The organism is Pseudomonas sp. MF08817 (assembly GCF_059862705.1).
In genome coordinates, this window is the sequence record NZ_JCBCUY010000021.1 from 76,688 (window position 1) to 93,888 (window position 17,201).

Here is a 17,201-nt window from a genome sequence, read left to right on the forward strand (position 1 = left end):
TCTTAAAGAGTCTCGGAACCGGTCAGGCGCTTGATGGTGCTGCGCAGGGTAGGGCTGTCGGGCTGTTCCTTGAGGAACTTGCCCCATATTTGCTTGGCTTCACGCTGCTTGCCGTTATGCCACAGCACTTCACCGAGGTGGGCGGCTACTTCCTGGTCGGGGAAGCGTTCCAGAGCCTGGCGCAGTAGGCGTTCGGCTTCATCCAGGTTACCCAAGCGGTAATTCACCCAGCCCAAGCTGTCGAGTACCGCCGGGTCTTCCGGATTCAACTGGTGAGCCTGTTCGATCAGGGCCTTGGCTTCGGCGTAGCGTGTCGTGCGGTCAGACAAGGTGTAGCCCAGGGCGTTCAGTGCCATGGCGTTGTCCGGGTCGCGCTTGATAATCAGGCGCAGGTCTTTTTCCATCTGCGCCAGGTCGTTGCGTTTTTCCGCCTGCATGGCGCGGGTATAGAGAAGATTGAGGTCGTCGGGGTATTGCAGCAGGGCTTGCTGCAGGACCTTCCAGGCGCGCTCGTCCTGTTTGTTGGCAGACAGGGTTTCGGCTTCGACCAGGTACAGTTGGATCGCGTAGTCAGGCTGGGCATCGCGGGCCGTGGCGAGACGGCTTTCAGCTTCAGCCGTGCGACCGTTGCCCATCAGGATGTCGGCTTGGCGCAATTGGGCTGGCAGGTAGTCGTTGCCGGGGCCGACCTGGGCGTACTCGATCAGGGCGCCTTGCGGGTCGTTGCGTTCTTCGGCAATGCGGCCGAGGTTCAGGTGCGCCGAATCGACATGGCTTTCCCGGGCGATCAGGTCTTCCAGGTAGCCCTTGGCCTCTTCCCAGGCCTTGGCTTCCAGGCACACCAGCGCCAGGGAGTAACGCAGTTCATCGTCGTCCGGGTATTGCTGCACCAGGCTGCTGAACTCGACCTTGGCGTCGTCCATGCGGTCCTGTTCCACCAACATGCGCGCGTAGGTCAGGCGTAGGCGCTTGTCGTCCGGGTACTGGCGGATGCTTTTTTGCAGCAGGGGCAGCGCTTCCTTGCCGCGATTGAGGCTTTGCAGCAGGCGCGCGCGCAGTAGCAGCGGGGCGACTTCGCCGGGTTCCGGCGGGTTGTCTTCCAAAAGGGTCAGCGCGCCGTTGGAATCGCCGTTCTGCTGCAGCAGCAAGGCCTTGCCGAAGATCAACTGGCTGTTGTTGGGGTGCTTTTGCAGCAAGCGGTCGAAGCTCTTCATCAGGCCGTTGCGGGTGTCCTGGTCAGTGTCGGCGGCGGACAGGGCGAGAAAGTCGAAATGGGTATCGCCCTTGCCTTGCAGCACTTTCTCCATATAGACCATGGCGTCGTCATAGCGCCCGCCGCGGGCCAATTGGATGGCGGCGGCACGCTGCGCTTCGAGATCGTCAGGGGCGTTGCGGGCCCAGATCAGTGCGCTGTCGAGGGCCGCCTGGTCGGCGCCCAGGTATTCAGCGATGCGAAAGGCGCGCTCGGAAATGCCCGGGTCCTGGGTGTTGATGGCCTGGGTGACGTAGTTGTCCAGGGCAATGTCGTAGCGATTGCGCTGGCCGGCCAGTTCCGCGCTCAACAGGCTGAACACCGTGTCCTGGCTGAACGAGCTGTAGACGATGGGTTTTTCGGGGGCCGCCGTGGTGTCCTCGACCGGCGGCGTACCGTCCGGCGAAACGGGTGCCAAGGCCTGGCAGCCGCTGAGGAAGACAAAAGCGAGGAGCAACGCGGAGGATCTATTCATATAGGAAGAGGACGACTTACCTGCGGTCGGGGCATCATGACACAAGCCTCGGGCCAAACATAACCTGGGCTCGGCGGACGGGATTATCACTCCCGCAGATTAGGACAATAGTCAGCAGTGGTTGTTCTGAATCTGGCGAAGTAGGACAATTGTCGGCTTCTCGACATCATCAGCGACCTTGAATGGCCTTCCTTGCACTCGGTATCAACCACAAGACTGCGTCAGTAGACGTGCGCGAGCGCGTGGCCTTTACTCCGGAGCAACTGGTTGAGGCCCTGCAGCAACTCTGCCGGCTCACCGATAGCCGTGAGGCTGCGATCCTCTCCACCTGCAATCGCAGTGAACTTTATATAGAACAGGATCAGTTGCGCGCCGATGTGGTGCTGCGCTGGTTGGCCGATTTCCATCATTTGAGCTTCGATGAGCTGCGGGCGAGCGCTTATGTGCACGAAGATGATGCGGCAGTTCGTCACATGATGCGCGTGGCGTCCGGGCTCGACTCGCTGGTGTTGGGCGAGCCGCAGATCCTCGGCCAGATGAAGTCGGCCTATGCCGTGGCCCGCGAGGCCGGCACGGTCGGCCCGCTGCTGGGGCGTCTGTTCCAGGCCACATTTAACGCCGCCAAGCAGGTGCGCACCGACACCGCCATCGGTGAAAACCCGGTATCGGTGGCCTTTGCCGCCGTCAGCCTGGCCAAACAGATTTTCAGCGACCTGCAACGCAGCCAGGCCTTGCTGATCGGCGCCGGCGAAACCATCACCCTGGTCGCCCGCCATCTGCATGAGTTGGGGGTCAAGCGCATCGTGGTCGCCAACCGCACCCTGGAGCGCGCCAGCATTCTGGCCGAGCAGTTCGGCGCCCACGCGGTGCTGCTTTCGGATATCCCGGCGGAGCTGGTGCGCAGCGATATCGTCATCAGTTCCACCGCCAGCCAGTTGCCGATCCTGGGCAAGGGCGCGGTGGAGAGCGCTTTGAAGCTGCGCAAGCACAAACCCATTTTTATGGTTGATATCGCCGTTCCCCGGGATATCGAGCCAGAAGTCGGCGAGTTGGACGACGTTTACCTCTATAGCGTCGATGATCTGCACGAAGTGGTGGCCGAGAACCTCAAGAGCCGCCAAGGCGCCGCGCAGGCGGCCGAAGAGATGGTCTCCATTGGCGCCGACGATTTCATGGTGCGTTTGCGTGAGTTGGCGGCGGTCGATGTGCTCAAGGCCTATCGCCAGCAGAGCGAGCGCCTGCGCGACGAAGAACTGCAAAAAGCCTTGCGCCTGCTCGCCAACGGCGGCAATGCCGAAGACGTGCTCGGGCAACTGGCGCGCGGCCTGACCAATAAATTGCTGCATGCGCCCAGCGTGCAGCTCAAAAAGCTGTCTGCCGAAGGCCGCCTCGATGCGCTGGCCATGGCCCAGGAACTCTTTGCCCTCGGCGAGGGCACTTCGGATAAAAAACTGCAATGAAAGCGTCACTGCTCAATAAGCTGGACATCCTCCAGGACCGTTTCGAGGAACTGACCGCCTTGCTTGGCGATGGCGAAGTCATTTCCGATCAGAACAAGTTCCGCACCTATTCCAAGGAGTACGCGGAAGTTGAGCCGATTGTCGCCACCTATAAGCAGTTGCTCAAAGTTCAGGCCGATCTCGAGGGTGCCCAGGCACTGCTCAAAGACAGCGACCCGGACATGCGTGAAATGGCCGTTGAAGAGGTGCGTGAAGCCAAAGACCGGCTGATCGAACTGGAAGGCGACCTGCAACGCATGCTGCTGCCCAAGGACCCGAACGATGGGCGCAACGTCTTCCTGGAAGTGCGCGCCGGCACCGGCGGCGACGAGGCGGCGATTTTCGCCGGCGACCTGTTCCGTATGTATTCGCGCTACGCCGAACGCCGCGGCTGGCGGGTAGAAATCCTCTCGGAAAACGAAGGCGAGCACGGCGGCTATAAAGAAGTCATCGCCCGCGTCGAAGGCGACAACGTCTACGGCAAGCTCAAGTTCGAGTCCGGCGTGCACCGCGTGCAACGGGTGCCGGCTACCGAATCCCAGGGCCGTATCCACACCTCGGCCTGCACCGTGGCGGTGTTGCCCGAGCCGGATGAGCAGGAAGCCATCGAGATCAACCCCGCCGATTTGCGCGTCGATACCTATCGCTCCTCGGGCGCCGGTGGCCAGCACGTGAACAAGACCGACTCGGCGATCCGCATCACCCACTTGCCCACGGGCATCGTGGTCGAGTGCCAGGAAGAACGTTCCCAGCACAAGAACCGCGCCCGGGCGATGTCCTGGCTGTCGGCCAAGCTCAACGACCAGCAGACCAGCGCCGCGGCCAACGCCATCGCCAGCGAGCGCAAGTTGTTGGTGGGCTCGGGGGATCGCTCCGAGCGCATCCGCACCTACAACTTCGCCCAGGGCCGGGTCACCGATCACCGAGTCAACCTGACGCTCTATAGCCTCGACGAAATCCTCGCCGGCGGCGTAGACGCGGTCATCGAGCCGTTGCTGGCCGAGTACCAGGCCGACCAATTGGCCGCGATAGGTGAGTAAATGACCATTATTGCCAGCCTGCTGCGGGCGGCCGAACTGCCCGACTCGCCCACCGCCCGCCTCGATGCCGAGTTGCTGTTGGCCGCTGCCCTGGGCAAGTCCCGCAGTTTCCTGCACACCTGGCCGGAGCGCATTGTCAGCAGCGAAGCGGCGCTGACGTTCGCCCAGTACCTGCAACGGCGGCGCAGTGGCGAGCCCGTGGCCTACATCCTGGGCCAGCAGGGTTTCTGGAAACTGGACCTGGAAGTCGCGCCCCACACCCTGATTCCCCGCCCTGACACCGAGTTGCTGGTGGAAGCGGCGCTGGAACTGTTGCCCGCCACCCAGGCGCAGGTGCTGGACCTGGGCACCGGCAGCGGCGCTATTGCCCTGGCCCTGGCCAGCGAGCGCCCGGCGTGGCAGGTGATGGCGGTGGACCGCATCCTCGAAGCCGTGGCCCTGGCCGAGCGCAACCGCCAGCGTCTGCATTTGAGTAACGTCACGGTGCTGAACAGCCATTGGTTCGATGCCTTGGGCGAGCACCGTTTTGGGCTGATTATCAGTAACCCGCCCTACATAGCGGCGACCGACCCCCATCTGGTGGCCGGCGACGTGCGCTTCGAGCCAGCCAGTGCGCTGGTGGCGGGCGTCGATGGCCTGGATGATTTGCGCCTGATTATCGCCCAGGCCTCCGCGCACCTAGAGGCCGGCGGTTGGTTGATGCTCGAACACGGCTACGACCAGGCTGGGGCGGTGCGTGATTTGCTGGTGACCCGGGGCTTTACCCAGGTGCATAGCCGCACCGACCTGGGTGGCCATGAACGCATCAGCCTGGGGCGCCTGCCGTGCTGACCGATCAGGAGCTGTTGCGCTATAGCCGGCAGATCCTGTTGCAGCACGTCGACATCGACGGCCAATTGCGCCTGAAAAACAGCCGCGTGCTGGTGGTCGGCCTCGGAGGCCTCGGCGCGCCGGTGGCGCTGTACCTGGCGGCGGCGGGCGTGGGCGAACTGCACCTGGCGGATTTCGATACCGTCGACCTGACCAACCTGCAACGCCAGATCATCCACGACACCGACAGTGTCGGCCTGAGTAAGGTCGATTCGGCACTGCGGCGCCTGGGCGCGATCAACCCCGAGATTCGCCTGGTGCCCCATCGTGCGGCGCTGGACGCCGATAGCTTGGCGACGGCGGTGGCAGGGGTGGACGTGGTTCTCGATTGCTCCGACAACTTCTCCACCCGCGAAGCGGTGAACGCGGCGTGCGTGGCCGCAGGCAAACCCTTGGTCAGCGGCGCGGCGATTCGCCTGGAAGGGCAGTTGTCGGTGTTCGACCCGCGCCAACCGACAAGCCCGTGCTACCACTGCCTCTACGGTCATGGCAGCGAAGCCGAACTCACTTGCAGCGAGGCCGGCGTGCTTGGTCCGTTGGTGGGCTTGGTGGGCAGCCTGCAAGCCCTGGAAGCCTTGAAACTGCTGGTCGGTTTCGGCGAGCCGCTGGTGGGCCGCCTGTTGTTGATCGATGCCCTGGGCACGCGGTTTCGCGAGTTGCGGGTCAAGCGCGACCCCGGTTGCAGCGTGTGCGGGGCGGCCCATGGTTGAAGCGCCGATTGGCGTGTTCGACTCCGGCGTCGGCGGGTTGTCGGTGCTGGAGGAAATCCATCGCCTGCTGCCCAACGAATCGCTGTTGTATGTCGCTGACTGCGGCCATGTTCCCTATGGCGAAAAATCCCCGGAGTTCATCCGCGAGCGTTGCCGGGTGATGGCGCAGTTCTTCCAGCAGCAAGGGGCCAAGGCCTTTGTGCTGGCCTGTAACACGGCGACGGTGGCGGGCGTGGCGGACTTGCGTCGTGATTATCCCGATTGGCCGATTGTCGGCATGGAGCCGGCGGTCAAGCCAGCCGCCGCCGCGACGCGCAACGGCGTGGTGGGGGTACTGGCGACCACGGGTACGCTCAAAAGCGCCAAGTTCGCCGCGTTGCTCGACCGCTTCGCCACCGACGTGCAGGTGGTCACCCAGCCTTGCCCGGGCCTGGTGGAACTGATTGAAGCGGGCGACCTGCACAGCCCCGCGGTGCGCCAGCTCTTGCAGGGTTACCTGGACCCGTTGCTGGCGGCGGGGTGCGACACCATCATCCTTGGCTGTACCCACTATCCCTTCCTAAAGCCCCTGCTCAAGCAGATGCTCGGCGACGACATCAGCCTGATCGACACCGGCGCCGCCGTCGCCCGCCAGCTCCAGCGCTTGCTGGCCGAGCGGCAATTGCTGGCAGCGGGCCCGGCCCGGCCCACGCAGTTCTGGACCAGCGCTAGTCCAGAACACATGAGAAACATCCTACCCTTGCTGTGGAATAAATCTGGCGTTGTGAGAAGCTTTGGTCTGTAAGAAGAAAATGAAGTAAAAGCCCTAAAAAAGCCTGAACTTCTGCCGAAATGGCGATTTCTATAGCTAGGCTGATGAGCAATATCAAAAAACACCGTAACCGTTAGGAAAGGGAAGTTTCTTATGACGCGACTGATCTGTTTGGCGGCGCTTGCCGCCGCTATGTTGGGGCAGAGTTTTTCGGCGCAAGCAGCAGGTGTCGAATTTGGGGTGGGGCAGACCAGCGATTCGACTATGACGTATCGCTTGGGGATGCAATGGGATTGGGATAAGAGCTGGCTGCAAAGTGATGTTGGGCGCCTGACCGGTTATTGGAGCGGCGCCTACACCTTCTGGGACGGCGATGAGACGTCCAGCAACCACAGCCTCTCGTTCTCGCCGGTGCTGGTGTACGAATTTGCCGGTGACTCGTTCAAACCGTACATCGAGGCAGGGATTGGCGTAGCGGCATTCGCCAATACCGAGTTGGAAACCAACAAGTTGGGCTCGTCCTTCCAGTTCGAGGACCGCTTGGGTTTCGGCGTGCGTTTCAAGGGCGGGCATGAGGTGGGCGTGCGTGCGACTCACTACTCCAACGCGGGCATCAGCAGCCCGAACGATGGTGTGGAAAGCTACGCGTTGCACTACACCATGCCACTCTAAACAAGCCGCTGGCGCAGGCCCTCAAGCATGAGGGCCTGCGCCCGGTTTCAGCGGTACACCGTGGCGATACCCTGGCGCTCGTCCAGGCATTCCGGCGCGCCCATCTCGAACTCGCGGCAAATCAGCGGGCGTTTCTCGTAGATGGTGCACATCATGCTGTTGCGATCCAGTGCGGCGCACCAGCCGTCATCCAGGCGCAGCATCACTTCCCCGCCCCAATCGTCGGTGTCGATAAAACGCTCAGGCACGCCCGTGTCGGTGATAAGCATCACTTCCAGTTGGCAGCAGCATGCGGCGCAGGTGGAGCAGGTCACCGCGGGGGGGGTGATGTCGATCAGGGGGATGGTGGTCATAGCGGCGCAGTGTAAGGCAGGGCAGCGCGGCTGTGTGAAAGGCCTGACGGACGATGCGCCAGGCCTTGGGGCTTTTAAGGCAGCAACACTTCGATGGAACCGTCGGCGCTCATGCTCACCTGGCTGGTGCCGGCCTCGACTTGCGGGGTCACGGCGCCTGCGTCCATGGCCTCGGCCTTCATTGCCATCGGTGCGCGCAGGTAGGGCTGCGGGTAGCCGTTGCTGTTGAGGTTCAGGTTGACGATCTTGTAGCCCTTGCCGCCTAGCGCCTCGGTGGCCAGTTGCGCGCGGGCCTTGAAGGCGTTGACCGCGTCCTTGAGCAGGGCGTCTTCGCTGGTCTTGCGGGTGGCGGTGGCGATGGCGAAGTCCATGCCGCCCATTTTCAGGTCGGTCAGCAACTCGCCGGTGAGCTTGGACAGCGCGGCGAAATCGGCGCTTTCCAGGCGCAGTTCGGCCCGTTCACGCCAACCGGTGATTTTCTCGCCCTTGTTGTCGTACACCGGGTAGCTGTTGCGGCTGCCCTGGCGCAGGGTGATGCCCTTGACCTGGCGCGCCTGGCCCAGGGCCTTGTTCATGGTGGTGCTGATGGCCGCGGCGAGCTTGGCCGGGTCGGCGTTCTGCTCTTCGGTGTAGAGGGTGACGATCATCAAGTCTCGCGCCACTTCCTGGCTGACTTCGGCGCGCAGCGAGATCTGGTTGTAGTGCAACTCGTCGGCGGCCAGGGCTGGCAGGCTGGCCAGGGTGGCGGTGCCGAGGGCGAGAAGGGCGGCGCTGCGACTGAAACGGTGCATAGGGGCTCCTTGGATGCGGGGCGCAGGGAGTGCGAAACGGGCCTGCGGTGAAACCATCAGACTGTAGCCTCTATCGGGCGGTTCACCCAATTACAACTTCGATACAACTGGCCCTGTCTCTACGTAGCAAGCGGGCTTGCCCGCGCTGGATGGTATAGCCGTCCTGTTTCGGGAGCGCTATGCCGATCGCCTGCAGGAAGCCTGTGTCCGTTTGCCGCAGTTTGCCTGTGGGGGCCGTGGCTTGGTTATACTGCTGCCGATCCGCCCTGAGCGCTCATCAGGAGAGCTCATGCTCGCCGCCGCACAACCCTTGTCCGCCACGCGCCAGAACCTCTGGCGCCTGACTTTCATCCGCATTCTGGTCCTGGCCGCGCAAGCCGGCTCGGTGGGGCTCGCCTATTGGCTGGATCTGCTGCCGCTGCCGTGGTTCCAACTGGCGATCACCCTGGGCTGTTCCATGCTGCTGTGCGCGGTGACAGCGGTGCGGTTGCGCACCTCGTTGCCGGTGACGGAGCTGGAATACGCGCTGCAACTGGCCTGCGACCTGTTCCTGCACAGTGCCCTGTTGTATTTTTCCGGCGGCTCGACCAACCCTTTCGTGTCCTATTACCTGGTGCCGCTGACCATCGCTGCCGTCACCTTGCCGTGGCGTTTCTCCCTGATCCTCTCCGGCATTGCCCTGGCGCTCTACACCTTGCTGCTGGTGCGCTTCTATCCTCTGGAAACCTTCCCCATCGCCCGGGAAAACATGCAGATCTACGGCATGTGGCTCAGTTTTGCCCTGGCCGCGGCGGTGATTACCTTTTTTGCCGCACGCATGGCCGAAGAATTGCGCCGCCAGGAAGAGCTGCGCGCCATCCGCCGCGAGGAAGGCCTGCGCGATCAGCAATTGCTGGCCGTGGCCACCCAGGCTGCCGGCGCCGCCCATGAACTGGGCACGCCTTTGGCAACCATGAGCGTGCTGATTAAGGAAATGCGCCAGGACCACCACGACCCGCTGTTGCAGGACGACCTGAGCGTGCTGTCCGACCAGGTCAAGTTGTGCAAAGAGACGCTGCAGCAACTGGTGCGTGCGGCCGAGGCCAATCGGCGCCTGGCGGTGGACATGCAATACGTCACCGATTGGCTCGACGAAGCGCTGAACCGCTGGCACCTGATGCGCCCCGAAGCCAGCTATCGCCTACAGCGCGTGGGCCAGGGCACGGTGCCACGCCTGGCACCGCCGCCGGACCTGACCCAAGCCCTGCTCAACCTGCTCAACAATGCCGCCGACGCTTGCCCCGAAGGGCTGGAGGTGCGCCTGGACTGGGACAGCGAAACCCTGACCATCAGCATTCGTGACCACGGTGCCGGTGTACCGCTGGCGATTGCCGAGCAGATCGGCAAACCATTTTTTACCACCAAGGGCAAAGGTTTCGGCCTGGGCCTGTTTTTGAGCAAGGCCAGCGTGACCCGCGCCGGTGGCTCAGTGAAACTCTACAGTCATGAGGAAGGTGGCACGCTGACCGAGCTGCGCCTGCCCCGTGTCGCCCGAGGAGACGAACATGAGTGACGAAACCCAAGTCGAAGGTGAAGAACTGCCGCACCTGTTGCTGGTAGATGACGACGCTACCTTTACCCGCGTCATGGCCCGCGCCATGAGCCGCCGCGGCTTTCGCGTGACCACCGCCGGTTCCGCCGAAGAAGGGCTGGCCATCGCCCAGCAGGACGTGCCGGAGTACGCGGCCCTGGACCTGAAAATGGATGGCGACTCCGGTTTGGTGCTGTTGCCCAAGCTGCTGGAAATCGACCCGGAAATGCGCGTGGTAATCCTCACCGGTTATTCGAGCATCGCCACCGCCGTCGAGGCTATCAAGCGCGGTGCGTGCAATTACCTGTGCAAACCGGCGGACGCCGATGACGTGCTGGCGGCCCTGCTGTCCGAACACGCCGACCTCGACACTCTGGTGCCGGAAAACCCGATGTCGGTGGATCGCCTGCAATGGGAGCACATCCAGCGGGTGCTGACCGAACACGAAGGCAATATCTCCGCCACTGCCCGCGCCCTGGGCATGCACCGGCGCACCTTGCAGCGCAAGTTGCAGAAGCGCCCGGTTCGCCGCTGACCCTCGCGCCTGCCTGAGCCCGGCGGCTTGGGCAGGTGTGCTGCTCCCTCTACTTGGCTGCGCACCCTGCGCGATCACCGGTTTTTGTACGACGATCGGTTTTTTTGCGTGGGATACGGCCAGTGCCCTCAATCGCCTGATCGCAACCCCGCTGGCCTGGCCTATGATTAGCCCCCTAATGACAGGCACAAGGTCCACCGCCCATGCTGGCAATCTTTCTGGAAACCCTGACTATCACCGCGCCGGTGTTCGCGATGCTGTTTTTGGGGGTGTGGCTCAAGCGTATTGGCTGGATCAACGACAGTTTTATCCACACCGCGTCATCCCTGGTGTTCAACGTCACCATGCCGGCGCTGCTGTTCATGGGCATCCTGCATGCCGACTTGCGTTCGGCGTTGCAGCCGGCGCTGCTGATCTACTTCACCGTCGCCACCCTGGTGGGTTTTTCCCTGGCCTGGGCCTGGGCGATCTGGCGTTGCCCGCACCAAGACCGAGGCATCTATACCCAAGGCGCCTTTCGCGGCAATAACGCGGTGATCGGCCTGGCGCTGGCCGCCAGCATGTACGGCGACTACGGGATTTCCCTGGGGGCGATTCTCGCGGGGCTGGTGATCCTGCTCTACAACTCCCTGTCCACCGTGGTGCTGGCGGTGTACAGCCCGGTTATCAAGTCCAACCCCTTGAGCATCGCTAAGAGTGTGCTGAGCAACCCGCTGATTCTGGCGGTGCTGGCGGCCGCGCCGTTCGCGTACTGGCAGATCGGCTTGCCACGCTGGCTGGAAACCTCCGGCACTTACCTGGCGCAAATGACCCTGCCCCTGGCGTTGATCTGCATTGGCGGCACCTTATCGTTGGCGGCGCTGCGTGAAAGCGGGCGGCTGGCCCTGAGTGCCAGCCTGGTGAAAATGATCGGTTTGCCGGCGCTGGCTACCCTCGGCGCCTGGGCCTGGGGGTTTCGCGGCGCGGAGTTGGGGATTTTGTTCCTGTACTTCGCCAGCCCCACGGCGGCCGCCAGTTTTGTCATGGCCCGGGCGGCCAATGGCAATCATCAACTGGCCGCCGCGATCATCGTCATCACCACCCTGATGGCGGCGGTCACGACCAACATCGGCATCTTCCTGTTGCAGTGGGGCGGTTGGATCTAGCCGTGGCTTGCTGTTGGTTCGGATAGGGTCACGCAGGTAGGCGCCAGGACCGGTGGCAGGGCACCGGGGTAGCGATCCGGCAGCATGCTGACCTGGCTGGTGGCGACAAAGCCATCGGCAAATTCGGCTTCGATAAAGGTGGTGGTCCAACCTTGGCCGGGATGTCGATCCGCACGTGAGCGGTGCGGTTGTGATTGAGGTCTCTGGGCGTTGCTTCATAGCGCACACCGCTGGGGTAGCGGAAATCCCGTGCGAGCGGGTTAAGCGCCGACCACCGGGTCAGTTTCACCGCCGGTTCAGATAAACGCAGTGTCAACCGCTGTTGCGCGCTATGGGTTGTGGTGGTGGCAGTAAGGCTGGGTAAAGCTGCGTTTTTCCACGTCTTACAGATGTTGCGTGCCCGTGGGGGTGCAATCCAGTGGGCGTGAAAATTGTTCCTGTTTATAGCAGCTCAATACTTCATTGAAGTTCGACTGGTTGGATTAAAAACACATTTGGAAGCCTGGTGATACGCAACTTTCCGCGCTGAAGAAAGTGCTCGCTGATATGGCTGTCAGGCAAATCGTTGTTTTAGTCATAAGAATATTCGCCGGCAAGTCTTTTAAGGGCAGCCAGTAAGCTATTTGCGGGTGACTTGGGGTATGACTAATGATTTGCCAGATATGAATCGGTAGTTGTGGCGGGCGGGCGCAAGTTGCCTGGCGCCGGCCCGTCAGGGATTCAAGTATTCGGGTAGGCTTCGATCACTTCCTGGGCCGCGCGAAAGGCGTCGATGCAGGCTGGTACGCCGGCATACACCGCGCAGTGCAGCAGGGTTTCGCGGATTTCTTCGACGCTGCAACCATTGTTCAGCGCCCCGCGCACGTGGCCCTTGAGTTCCTGCGGGCACTTGAGGGCAGTGAGGGTGGCGAGGGTAATCAGGCTGCGGGTCTTGAGGGGCAGGCCCTCGCGGTTCCACACCCCGCCCCAGGCGTGGTCGTTGACGAAATCCTGCAGTGGCTGGGTGAACTCGGTGGCGTTGCCCAGGGCACGGTCGACAAAGGCGTCGCCCATTACCTGGCGGCGCATGTCCAGGCCGGTCTTTTTGTTCTCGGTCATTGCGATTCCCTCTTGTGGTGTTGGCGGCGCCAGGCGCGCACGGACGTGAACAGCAAAAACGCCAGGAGCGCCGGCAGAACGTAAAACAGCATCAAGTGTTCCAGCTTGCCCGCCAGGGGCATGCCGGTGGTGAACGACACCACATGCAGCCCGTAGGCCAGGTACAGGCACAGAAACAACAGGCCTTCGGCGCGGGTGATGCGGTAGCCGGAATAGAACACCGGCAGGCACAGCAGCGCCACGCCCAGCAACACCGGCAGGTCGAAAGCCAGGGCATTGGGCGAGACTGACAGTGGCGTGGGCGCCACCAGGGCGGTGAAGCCCAGTACCCCCAGCAGGTTGAACAGGTTGCTGCCGATCACGTTGCCCACTGCGATATCGCGCTGGCCGCGCAGGGCGGCAATCAGCGAGGTGGCCAGTTGCGGCAACGAAGTGCCGACCGCGACCACGGTCAGGCCGATCACCCGTTCCGACAGGCCCAGGTCGGTCGCCACCTCGACCGCCGCGTTCAACAGCAAGTGCCCGGCGCACGCTAATAGAAGCAGCCCGCCGAACATCAGCAGCAAACTGCCAAACCAGGGTGTGGTTTCACCGGGCGTGGGGTAGGGGTGGGTCGAGTGCTGTGATCGGCGCAGCAGCAACCCCAGGTACAGCACCAGGGCGGTCAGCAAAGCGAGACCATCGAGGGGCGTCAGTTCTTCATTCCAGGCCAGGGCAAACACCAGCAGGCTGGCGCCGATCATCAGGGGGATTTCCAGGCGCACCAATTGCCGCGAGACCCGCAGCGGAATGATGAGAGCGGAAAACCCCAGAGTGACGAGCACGTTGAAAATGCTCCCGCCGATCACGCTGCCCACCGCGATGTCGGTGTTCTGCGAGAGGGTGGCTTGCAGGCTGACCGCCATTTGCGGCGCGCTGCTGCCGAAGGCGACGATGCTCAGGCCGATTATCAGGGCGCGTACCTTCAGGCGCGCGGCCAGGTGCACGGCGCCGCGTACCAGCAGTTCGGCGCCGACCAGCAGCAACAGCAACCCGCCGAGCAATTGCAGCAGGCTGATGAGGGGTAACGCGCTTAATCCGAGGATGGCCGGGGCTCCGCTGTCAGTTGTTCAGGGCTTGCACGCGCACGCGAGCGGTGCCGCTGCGCAGCATGCCCAGTTGCTGCGCCGCCGCGCGGGACAGGTCGATCAGGCGCCCGCGTACATGGGGGCCGCGGTCGTTAATGCGTACCACCACGGTTTTGTCGTTGTTCACATTGGTGACCTTGACCCGGGTGCCAAAAGGGAGCTGGCGGTGGGCGGCGGTCAGGGCGTGCTGGTCGAAGGGTTCGCCACTGGCGGTGCGTTTGCCGTGGTGTTTGGCGCCGTAGTAGGAGGCGGTGCCGGTTTTATCGTAGCCGTCGGGGTCGATCACGCCGCTGGCGCAACCCGCGAGGACAGAGAACAGGGCCAGTAGGCCCAGGAGGCGCTTCATGCAAGGTATCCCCCAAGCAAATGCTGTAGGGGCCGGGAATACCCGGCCCCTACAGAGGTCAGCCTTCGAGCTTGCTTTTGAGCAGTTCGTTGACCTGTTGCGGGTTGGCCTTGCCCTTGGAGGCTTTCATGGCCTGGCCGACGAAGAAACCGAACATCTTGCCGCGCTTGGCTTCGTCCGCCGCGCGGTACTGCTCGACCTGCTCGGCGTTGGCCGCGAGCATTTCGTCCAGCACCGCGCTGATCGCGCCGCTGTCGGTCACCTGCTTGAGGCCGCGCTTGTCGATGATCTCGTCCGCGCTGCCTTCGCCGGCGGCCATGGCTTCAAACACGGTCTTGGCGATTTTGCCGGAGATGGTGTTGTCCTTGATCCGCAGCAGCATGCCGCCCAGGTGCTCGGCGCTGACCGGCGCTTCGTCGATTTCCAGGCCTTGCTTGTTGAGCAGGCTGCCCAACTCGACCATGACCCAGTTGGCGGCCAGTTTCGCGTCGCCGGCGATGCTCACCACTTGCTCGAAGTAGTTCGCTTGCTCGCGGCTGGTGGCCAGCACGCTGGCGTCGTAGACCGACAGGCCGAACTGCTCCTGGAAGCGCTCGCGTTTTTGCGGCGGCAATTCCGGTAGGGTGGCGCGGATGTCACGCAGGAACGAGTCCTCGATGACCACCGGCAACAGGTCCGGGTCGGGGAAGTAACGGTAGTCGTTGGCTTCCTCCTTGCTGCGCATGGCGCGGGTTTCGTCTTTGTTCGGGTCGTACAGGCGCGTTTGCTGGATCACCTTGCCGCCGTCCTCGATCAGTTCGATCTGGCGACGCACTTCGGTGTTGATCGCCTTCTCGATGAAGCGGAACGAGTTGACGTTCTTGATCTCGCAGCGGGTGCCGAACTCGACCTGGCCCTTGGGCCGGATGGACACGTTGCAGTCGCAACGCAGCGAGCCTTCGGCCATGTTGCCATCGCAAATGCCCAGGTAGCGCACCAGGGCGTGGATCGCCTTGACGTAGGCGACGGCTTCCTTGGCGCTGCGCATGTCCGGCTCGGAGACGATTTCCAGCAGCGGCGTACCGGCGCGGTTCAGGTCGATGCCGGTGGCGCCGTTGAATTCTTCGTGCAGGCTCTTGCCGGCGTCTTCTTCCAGGTGTGCGCGGGTGATGCCGACGCGCTTGACCGTGCCGTCTTCAAGGGCGATGTCCAGGTGGCCCTTGCCGACGATCGGCAGTTCCATCTGGCTGATCTGGTAGCCCTTGGGCAGGTCTGGGTAGAAGTAGTTCTTGCGCGCGAACACGTTGTGCTGGCCGATCTCGGCATCAATTGCCAGGCCGAACATCACCGCCATGCGCACCGCTTCCTGGTTCAGCACCGGCAGCACGCCGGGCATGCCCAGGTCTACCAGGCTGGCCTGGGTGTTGGGCTCTGCGCCGAACGTGGTGGCGCTACCGGAGAAAATCTTCGATTGGGTGGCGAGCTGGGTATGAATCTCCAGCCCGATCACGACTTCCCATTGCATGTGTTTCTCCTCAGAAGCCTGTCGGGGTGCGGGTGTGCCAGTCAGTGTTCAACTGATACTGGTGGGCGACGTTCAACAGACGCCCCTCCTGGAAGTACGGCGCCAGCAGTTGCACGCCCACCGGCAGGCCATCGACGAAACCGGCCGGCATCGACAGGCCTGGCAGGCCCGCGAGGTTGGCGGTGATGGTGTAGAAGTCTTCCAGGTACGCGGCGATCGGGTCGTCGTTCTTGGCGCCGAGTTTCCAGGCCGGGTTGGGCGTGGTCGGGCCGAGGATGACATCGACTTCTGCAAAGGCTGCCATGAAGTCGTTTTTCACCAGGCGCCGGATTTTCTGGGCCTTGAGGTAATAGGCGTCGTAGTAGCCGGCCGAGAGGGCGTAGGCGCCGACCATGATCCGGCGCTGCACTTCGGCGCCGAAACCTTCGCCGCGCGAGCGCTTGTAGAGGTCGGTGAGGTCTTTGGGGTCTTCACAGCGGTAGCCGAACCGTACGCCATCGAAGCGCGACAAGTTGGAGGAGGCTTCGGCCGGGGCGATCACGTAATAGGCAGGAATCGCGTGCTGGTTGTTCGGCAGGCTGATGTGCTTGATGACGGCGCCGAGTTTCTCCAGCTCCTTGATGCTGTTGTGCACCAACTCGGCGATACGCGGGTCGAGGCCGGCGCTGAAGTATTCCTTCGGTACGCCGATGCGCAGGCCCTTGAGCGAGGTGTTCAGGCTGGCGCTGTAGTCCGGCACGGGCTCGTCGATGCTGGTGGAGTCCTGCGGGTCGAAACCGGCCATGCCTTGCAGCAGGATCGCGCAGTCTTGCGCGGTGCGGGCCAGCGGGCCGGCCTGGTCGAGGCTGGAGGCGTAGGCGATCATGCCCCAGCGCGAAACGCGACCGTAGGTCGGTTTCAGGCCGGTGAGGTTGGTGAACGCCGCCGGTTGGCGGATCGAGCCGCCGGTGTCGGTGGCGGTGGCGGCCGGCAACAGGTGTGCCGCCACGGCAGCGGCCGAACCCCCGGACGAACCGCCGGGCACGTGTTCCAGGTGCCACGGGTTTTTCACCGCGCCGTAGTAGCTCGACTCGTTGGCCGACCCCATGGCGAATTCGTCCATGTTGGTCTTGCCCAGGGTTACGGCGCCGGCCGCGGCCAGCTTGGCGACGACGGTGGCGTCGTAAGGGGCCTTGAAATTGTCGAGCATCTTGGAGCCGCAACTGGTGCGGATGCCCTGGGTGCAGAACAGGTCTTTATGGGCGATCGGCGCGCCGAGTAGGGCGCCGCTCTCACCGTTGGCGCGCCGGGTGTCGGCGGCCTTGGCCTGGCTCAGGGCCAAGTCCTGGGTGAGGCTGATGAAACTGTTGAGCTGCGGATCGAGCTTGGCGATACGCGCCAGCAACTCGCAGGTCAGCTCGGTAGAGGAGAATTTCTTGTCGGCAAGACCGCGGGCGATCTCGGCCAGAGTCAATTGATGCATT

17 protein-coding genes are annotated in these 17,201 nt (G+C 63.1%); 9 read left to right on the forward strand and 8 right to left on the reverse strand.

The features are described from left to right. Positions 1-2: 2 nt before the first annotated feature. Positions 3-1,727: a tetratricopeptide repeat protein gene (locus tag AC19YR_RS14700; RefSeq protein ID WP_500599011.1), complete on the reverse strand. Its 1,725-nt coding sequence runs from the start codon at positions 1,725-1,727 to the stop codon at positions 3-5. A gap of 182 nt (positions 1,728-1,909) precedes the next feature. Between AC19YR_RS14700 and hemA the strand changes: the two genes are divergently transcribed. The 6 genes from hemA (at position 1,910) to AC19YR_RS14730 (ending at position 7,269) form a co-directional block, all read left to right on the forward strand. Next, the gene (gene hemA / locus AC19YR_RS14705) at positions 1,910-3,187 is read left to right on the forward strand and encodes a glutamyl-tRNA reductase (protein ID WP_095107795.1); all 1,278 of its coding nucleotides are present in this window, start codon (positions 1,910-1,912) and stop codon (positions 3,185-3,187) included. Then, on the forward strand, positions 3,184-4,266 hold the full coding sequence (prfA, locus tag AC19YR_RS14710) for a peptide chain release factor 1 (protein ID WP_095107796.1): 1,083 nt from the start codon (positions 3,184-3,186) through the stop codon (positions 4,264-4,266). The genes hemA and prfA overlap by 4 nt, the downstream gene beginning before the upstream one ends. Next, a complete protein-coding gene (prmC, locus tag AC19YR_RS14715) occupies positions 4,267-5,097 on the forward strand; it encodes a peptide chain release factor N(5)-glutamine methyltransferase (protein WP_500599013.1) in 831 nt (276 codons plus the stop codon). Continuing rightward, a complete protein-coding gene (locus AC19YR_RS14720; RefSeq protein ID WP_095107798.1) occupies positions 5,091-5,846 on the forward strand; it encodes a molybdopterin-synthase adenylyltransferase MoeB in 756 nt (251 codons plus the stop codon). Before prmC ends, AC19YR_RS14720 begins: the two co-directional genes overlap by 7 nt. Beyond that, positions 5,839-6,630 (forward strand): glutamate racemase, encoded by a 792-nt coding sequence (gene murI / locus AC19YR_RS14725; RefSeq protein ID WP_500599014.1) that lies wholly within the window; start codon positions 5,839-5,841, stop codon positions 6,628-6,630. The genes AC19YR_RS14720 and murI overlap by 8 nt, the downstream gene beginning before the upstream one ends. A gap of 120 nt (positions 6,631-6,750) precedes the next feature. Then, complete coding sequence (locus AC19YR_RS14730; protein ID WP_095107800.1) at positions 6,751-7,269, forward strand: acyloxyacyl hydrolase; 519 nt, start codon at positions 6,751-6,753, stop codon at positions 7,267-7,269. A gap of 47 nt (positions 7,270-7,316) precedes the next feature. Here the strand turns inward: AC19YR_RS14730 and AC19YR_RS14735 are convergent, their stop codons facing one another. Both AC19YR_RS14735 and AC19YR_RS14740 read right to left on the reverse strand, forming a co-directional pair. Next, entirely contained in the window at positions 7,317-7,622 is a 306-nt protein-coding gene (locus AC19YR_RS14735; RefSeq protein WP_095107801.1) for a YkgJ family cysteine cluster protein, read from the reverse strand. Positions 7,623-7,696: 74 nt separating this feature from the next. Next, positions 7,697-8,413 (reverse strand): SIMPL domain-containing protein, encoded by a 717-nt coding sequence (locus AC19YR_RS14740; protein WP_095107802.1) that lies wholly within the window; start codon positions 8,411-8,413, stop codon positions 7,697-7,699. Positions 8,414-8,702: 289 nt separating this feature from the next. Between AC19YR_RS14740 and AC19YR_RS14745 the strand changes: the two genes are divergently transcribed. From AC19YR_RS14745 to AC19YR_RS14755, 3 genes are all read left to right on the forward strand, one after another. Then, entirely contained in the window at positions 8,703-9,965 is a 1,263-nt protein-coding gene (locus tag AC19YR_RS14745; RefSeq protein ID WP_095107803.1) for an ATP-binding protein, read from the forward strand. Further along, on the forward strand, positions 9,958-10,518 hold the full coding sequence (locus tag AC19YR_RS14750; protein ID WP_095107804.1) for a response regulator transcription factor: 561 nt from the start codon (positions 9,958-9,960) through the stop codon (positions 10,516-10,518). The genes AC19YR_RS14745 and AC19YR_RS14750 overlap by 8 nt, the downstream gene beginning before the upstream one ends. Before the next feature lie 203 nt (positions 10,519-10,721). Then, entirely contained in the window at positions 10,722-11,663 is a 942-nt protein-coding gene (locus AC19YR_RS14755; RefSeq protein ID WP_500599016.1) for an AEC family transporter, read from the forward strand. 720 nt (positions 11,664-12,383) lie between these two features. On the opposite strand, the gene AC19YR_RS14760 is transcribed toward AC19YR_RS14755, so the two are convergent. From AC19YR_RS14760 to gatA, 5 genes are read right to left on the reverse strand one after another with little or no spacing between them, the layout of a single operon-like run. Then, positions 12,384-12,761 (reverse strand): carboxymuconolactone decarboxylase family protein, encoded by a 378-nt coding sequence (locus AC19YR_RS14760; RefSeq protein ID WP_095107806.1) that lies wholly within the window; start codon positions 12,759-12,761, stop codon positions 12,384-12,386. Continuing rightward, positions 12,758-13,813, reverse strand: coding sequence for a calcium/sodium antiporter (locus AC19YR_RS14765; RefSeq protein WP_500599028.1), 1,056 nt, complete (start codon positions 13,811-13,813; stop codon positions 12,758-12,760). Before AC19YR_RS14765 ends, AC19YR_RS14760 begins: the two co-directional genes overlap by 4 nt. Before the next feature lie 49 nt (positions 13,814-13,862). Next, on the reverse strand, positions 13,863-14,234 hold the full coding sequence (locus AC19YR_RS14770; RefSeq protein ID WP_095107808.1) for a septal ring lytic transglycosylase RlpA family protein: 372 nt from the start codon (positions 14,232-14,234) through the stop codon (positions 13,863-13,865). Between the two features lie 58 nt (positions 14,235-14,292). Next, positions 14,293-15,738 carry an Asp-tRNA(Asn)/Glu-tRNA(Gln) amidotransferase subunit GatB gene (gene gatB, locus AC19YR_RS14775; protein ID WP_095107809.1) on the reverse strand — a complete coding sequence of 482 codons (1,446 nt, stop codon included), beginning with the start codon at positions 15,736-15,738 and terminating at the stop codon, positions 14,293-14,295. A gap of 10 nt (positions 15,739-15,748) precedes the next feature. Continuing rightward, entirely contained in the window at positions 15,749-17,200 is a 1,452-nt protein-coding gene (gene gatA / locus AC19YR_RS14780) for an Asp-tRNA(Asn)/Glu-tRNA(Gln) amidotransferase subunit GatA (protein WP_500599018.1), read from the reverse strand. Position 17,201 lies beyond the last annotated feature (1 nt).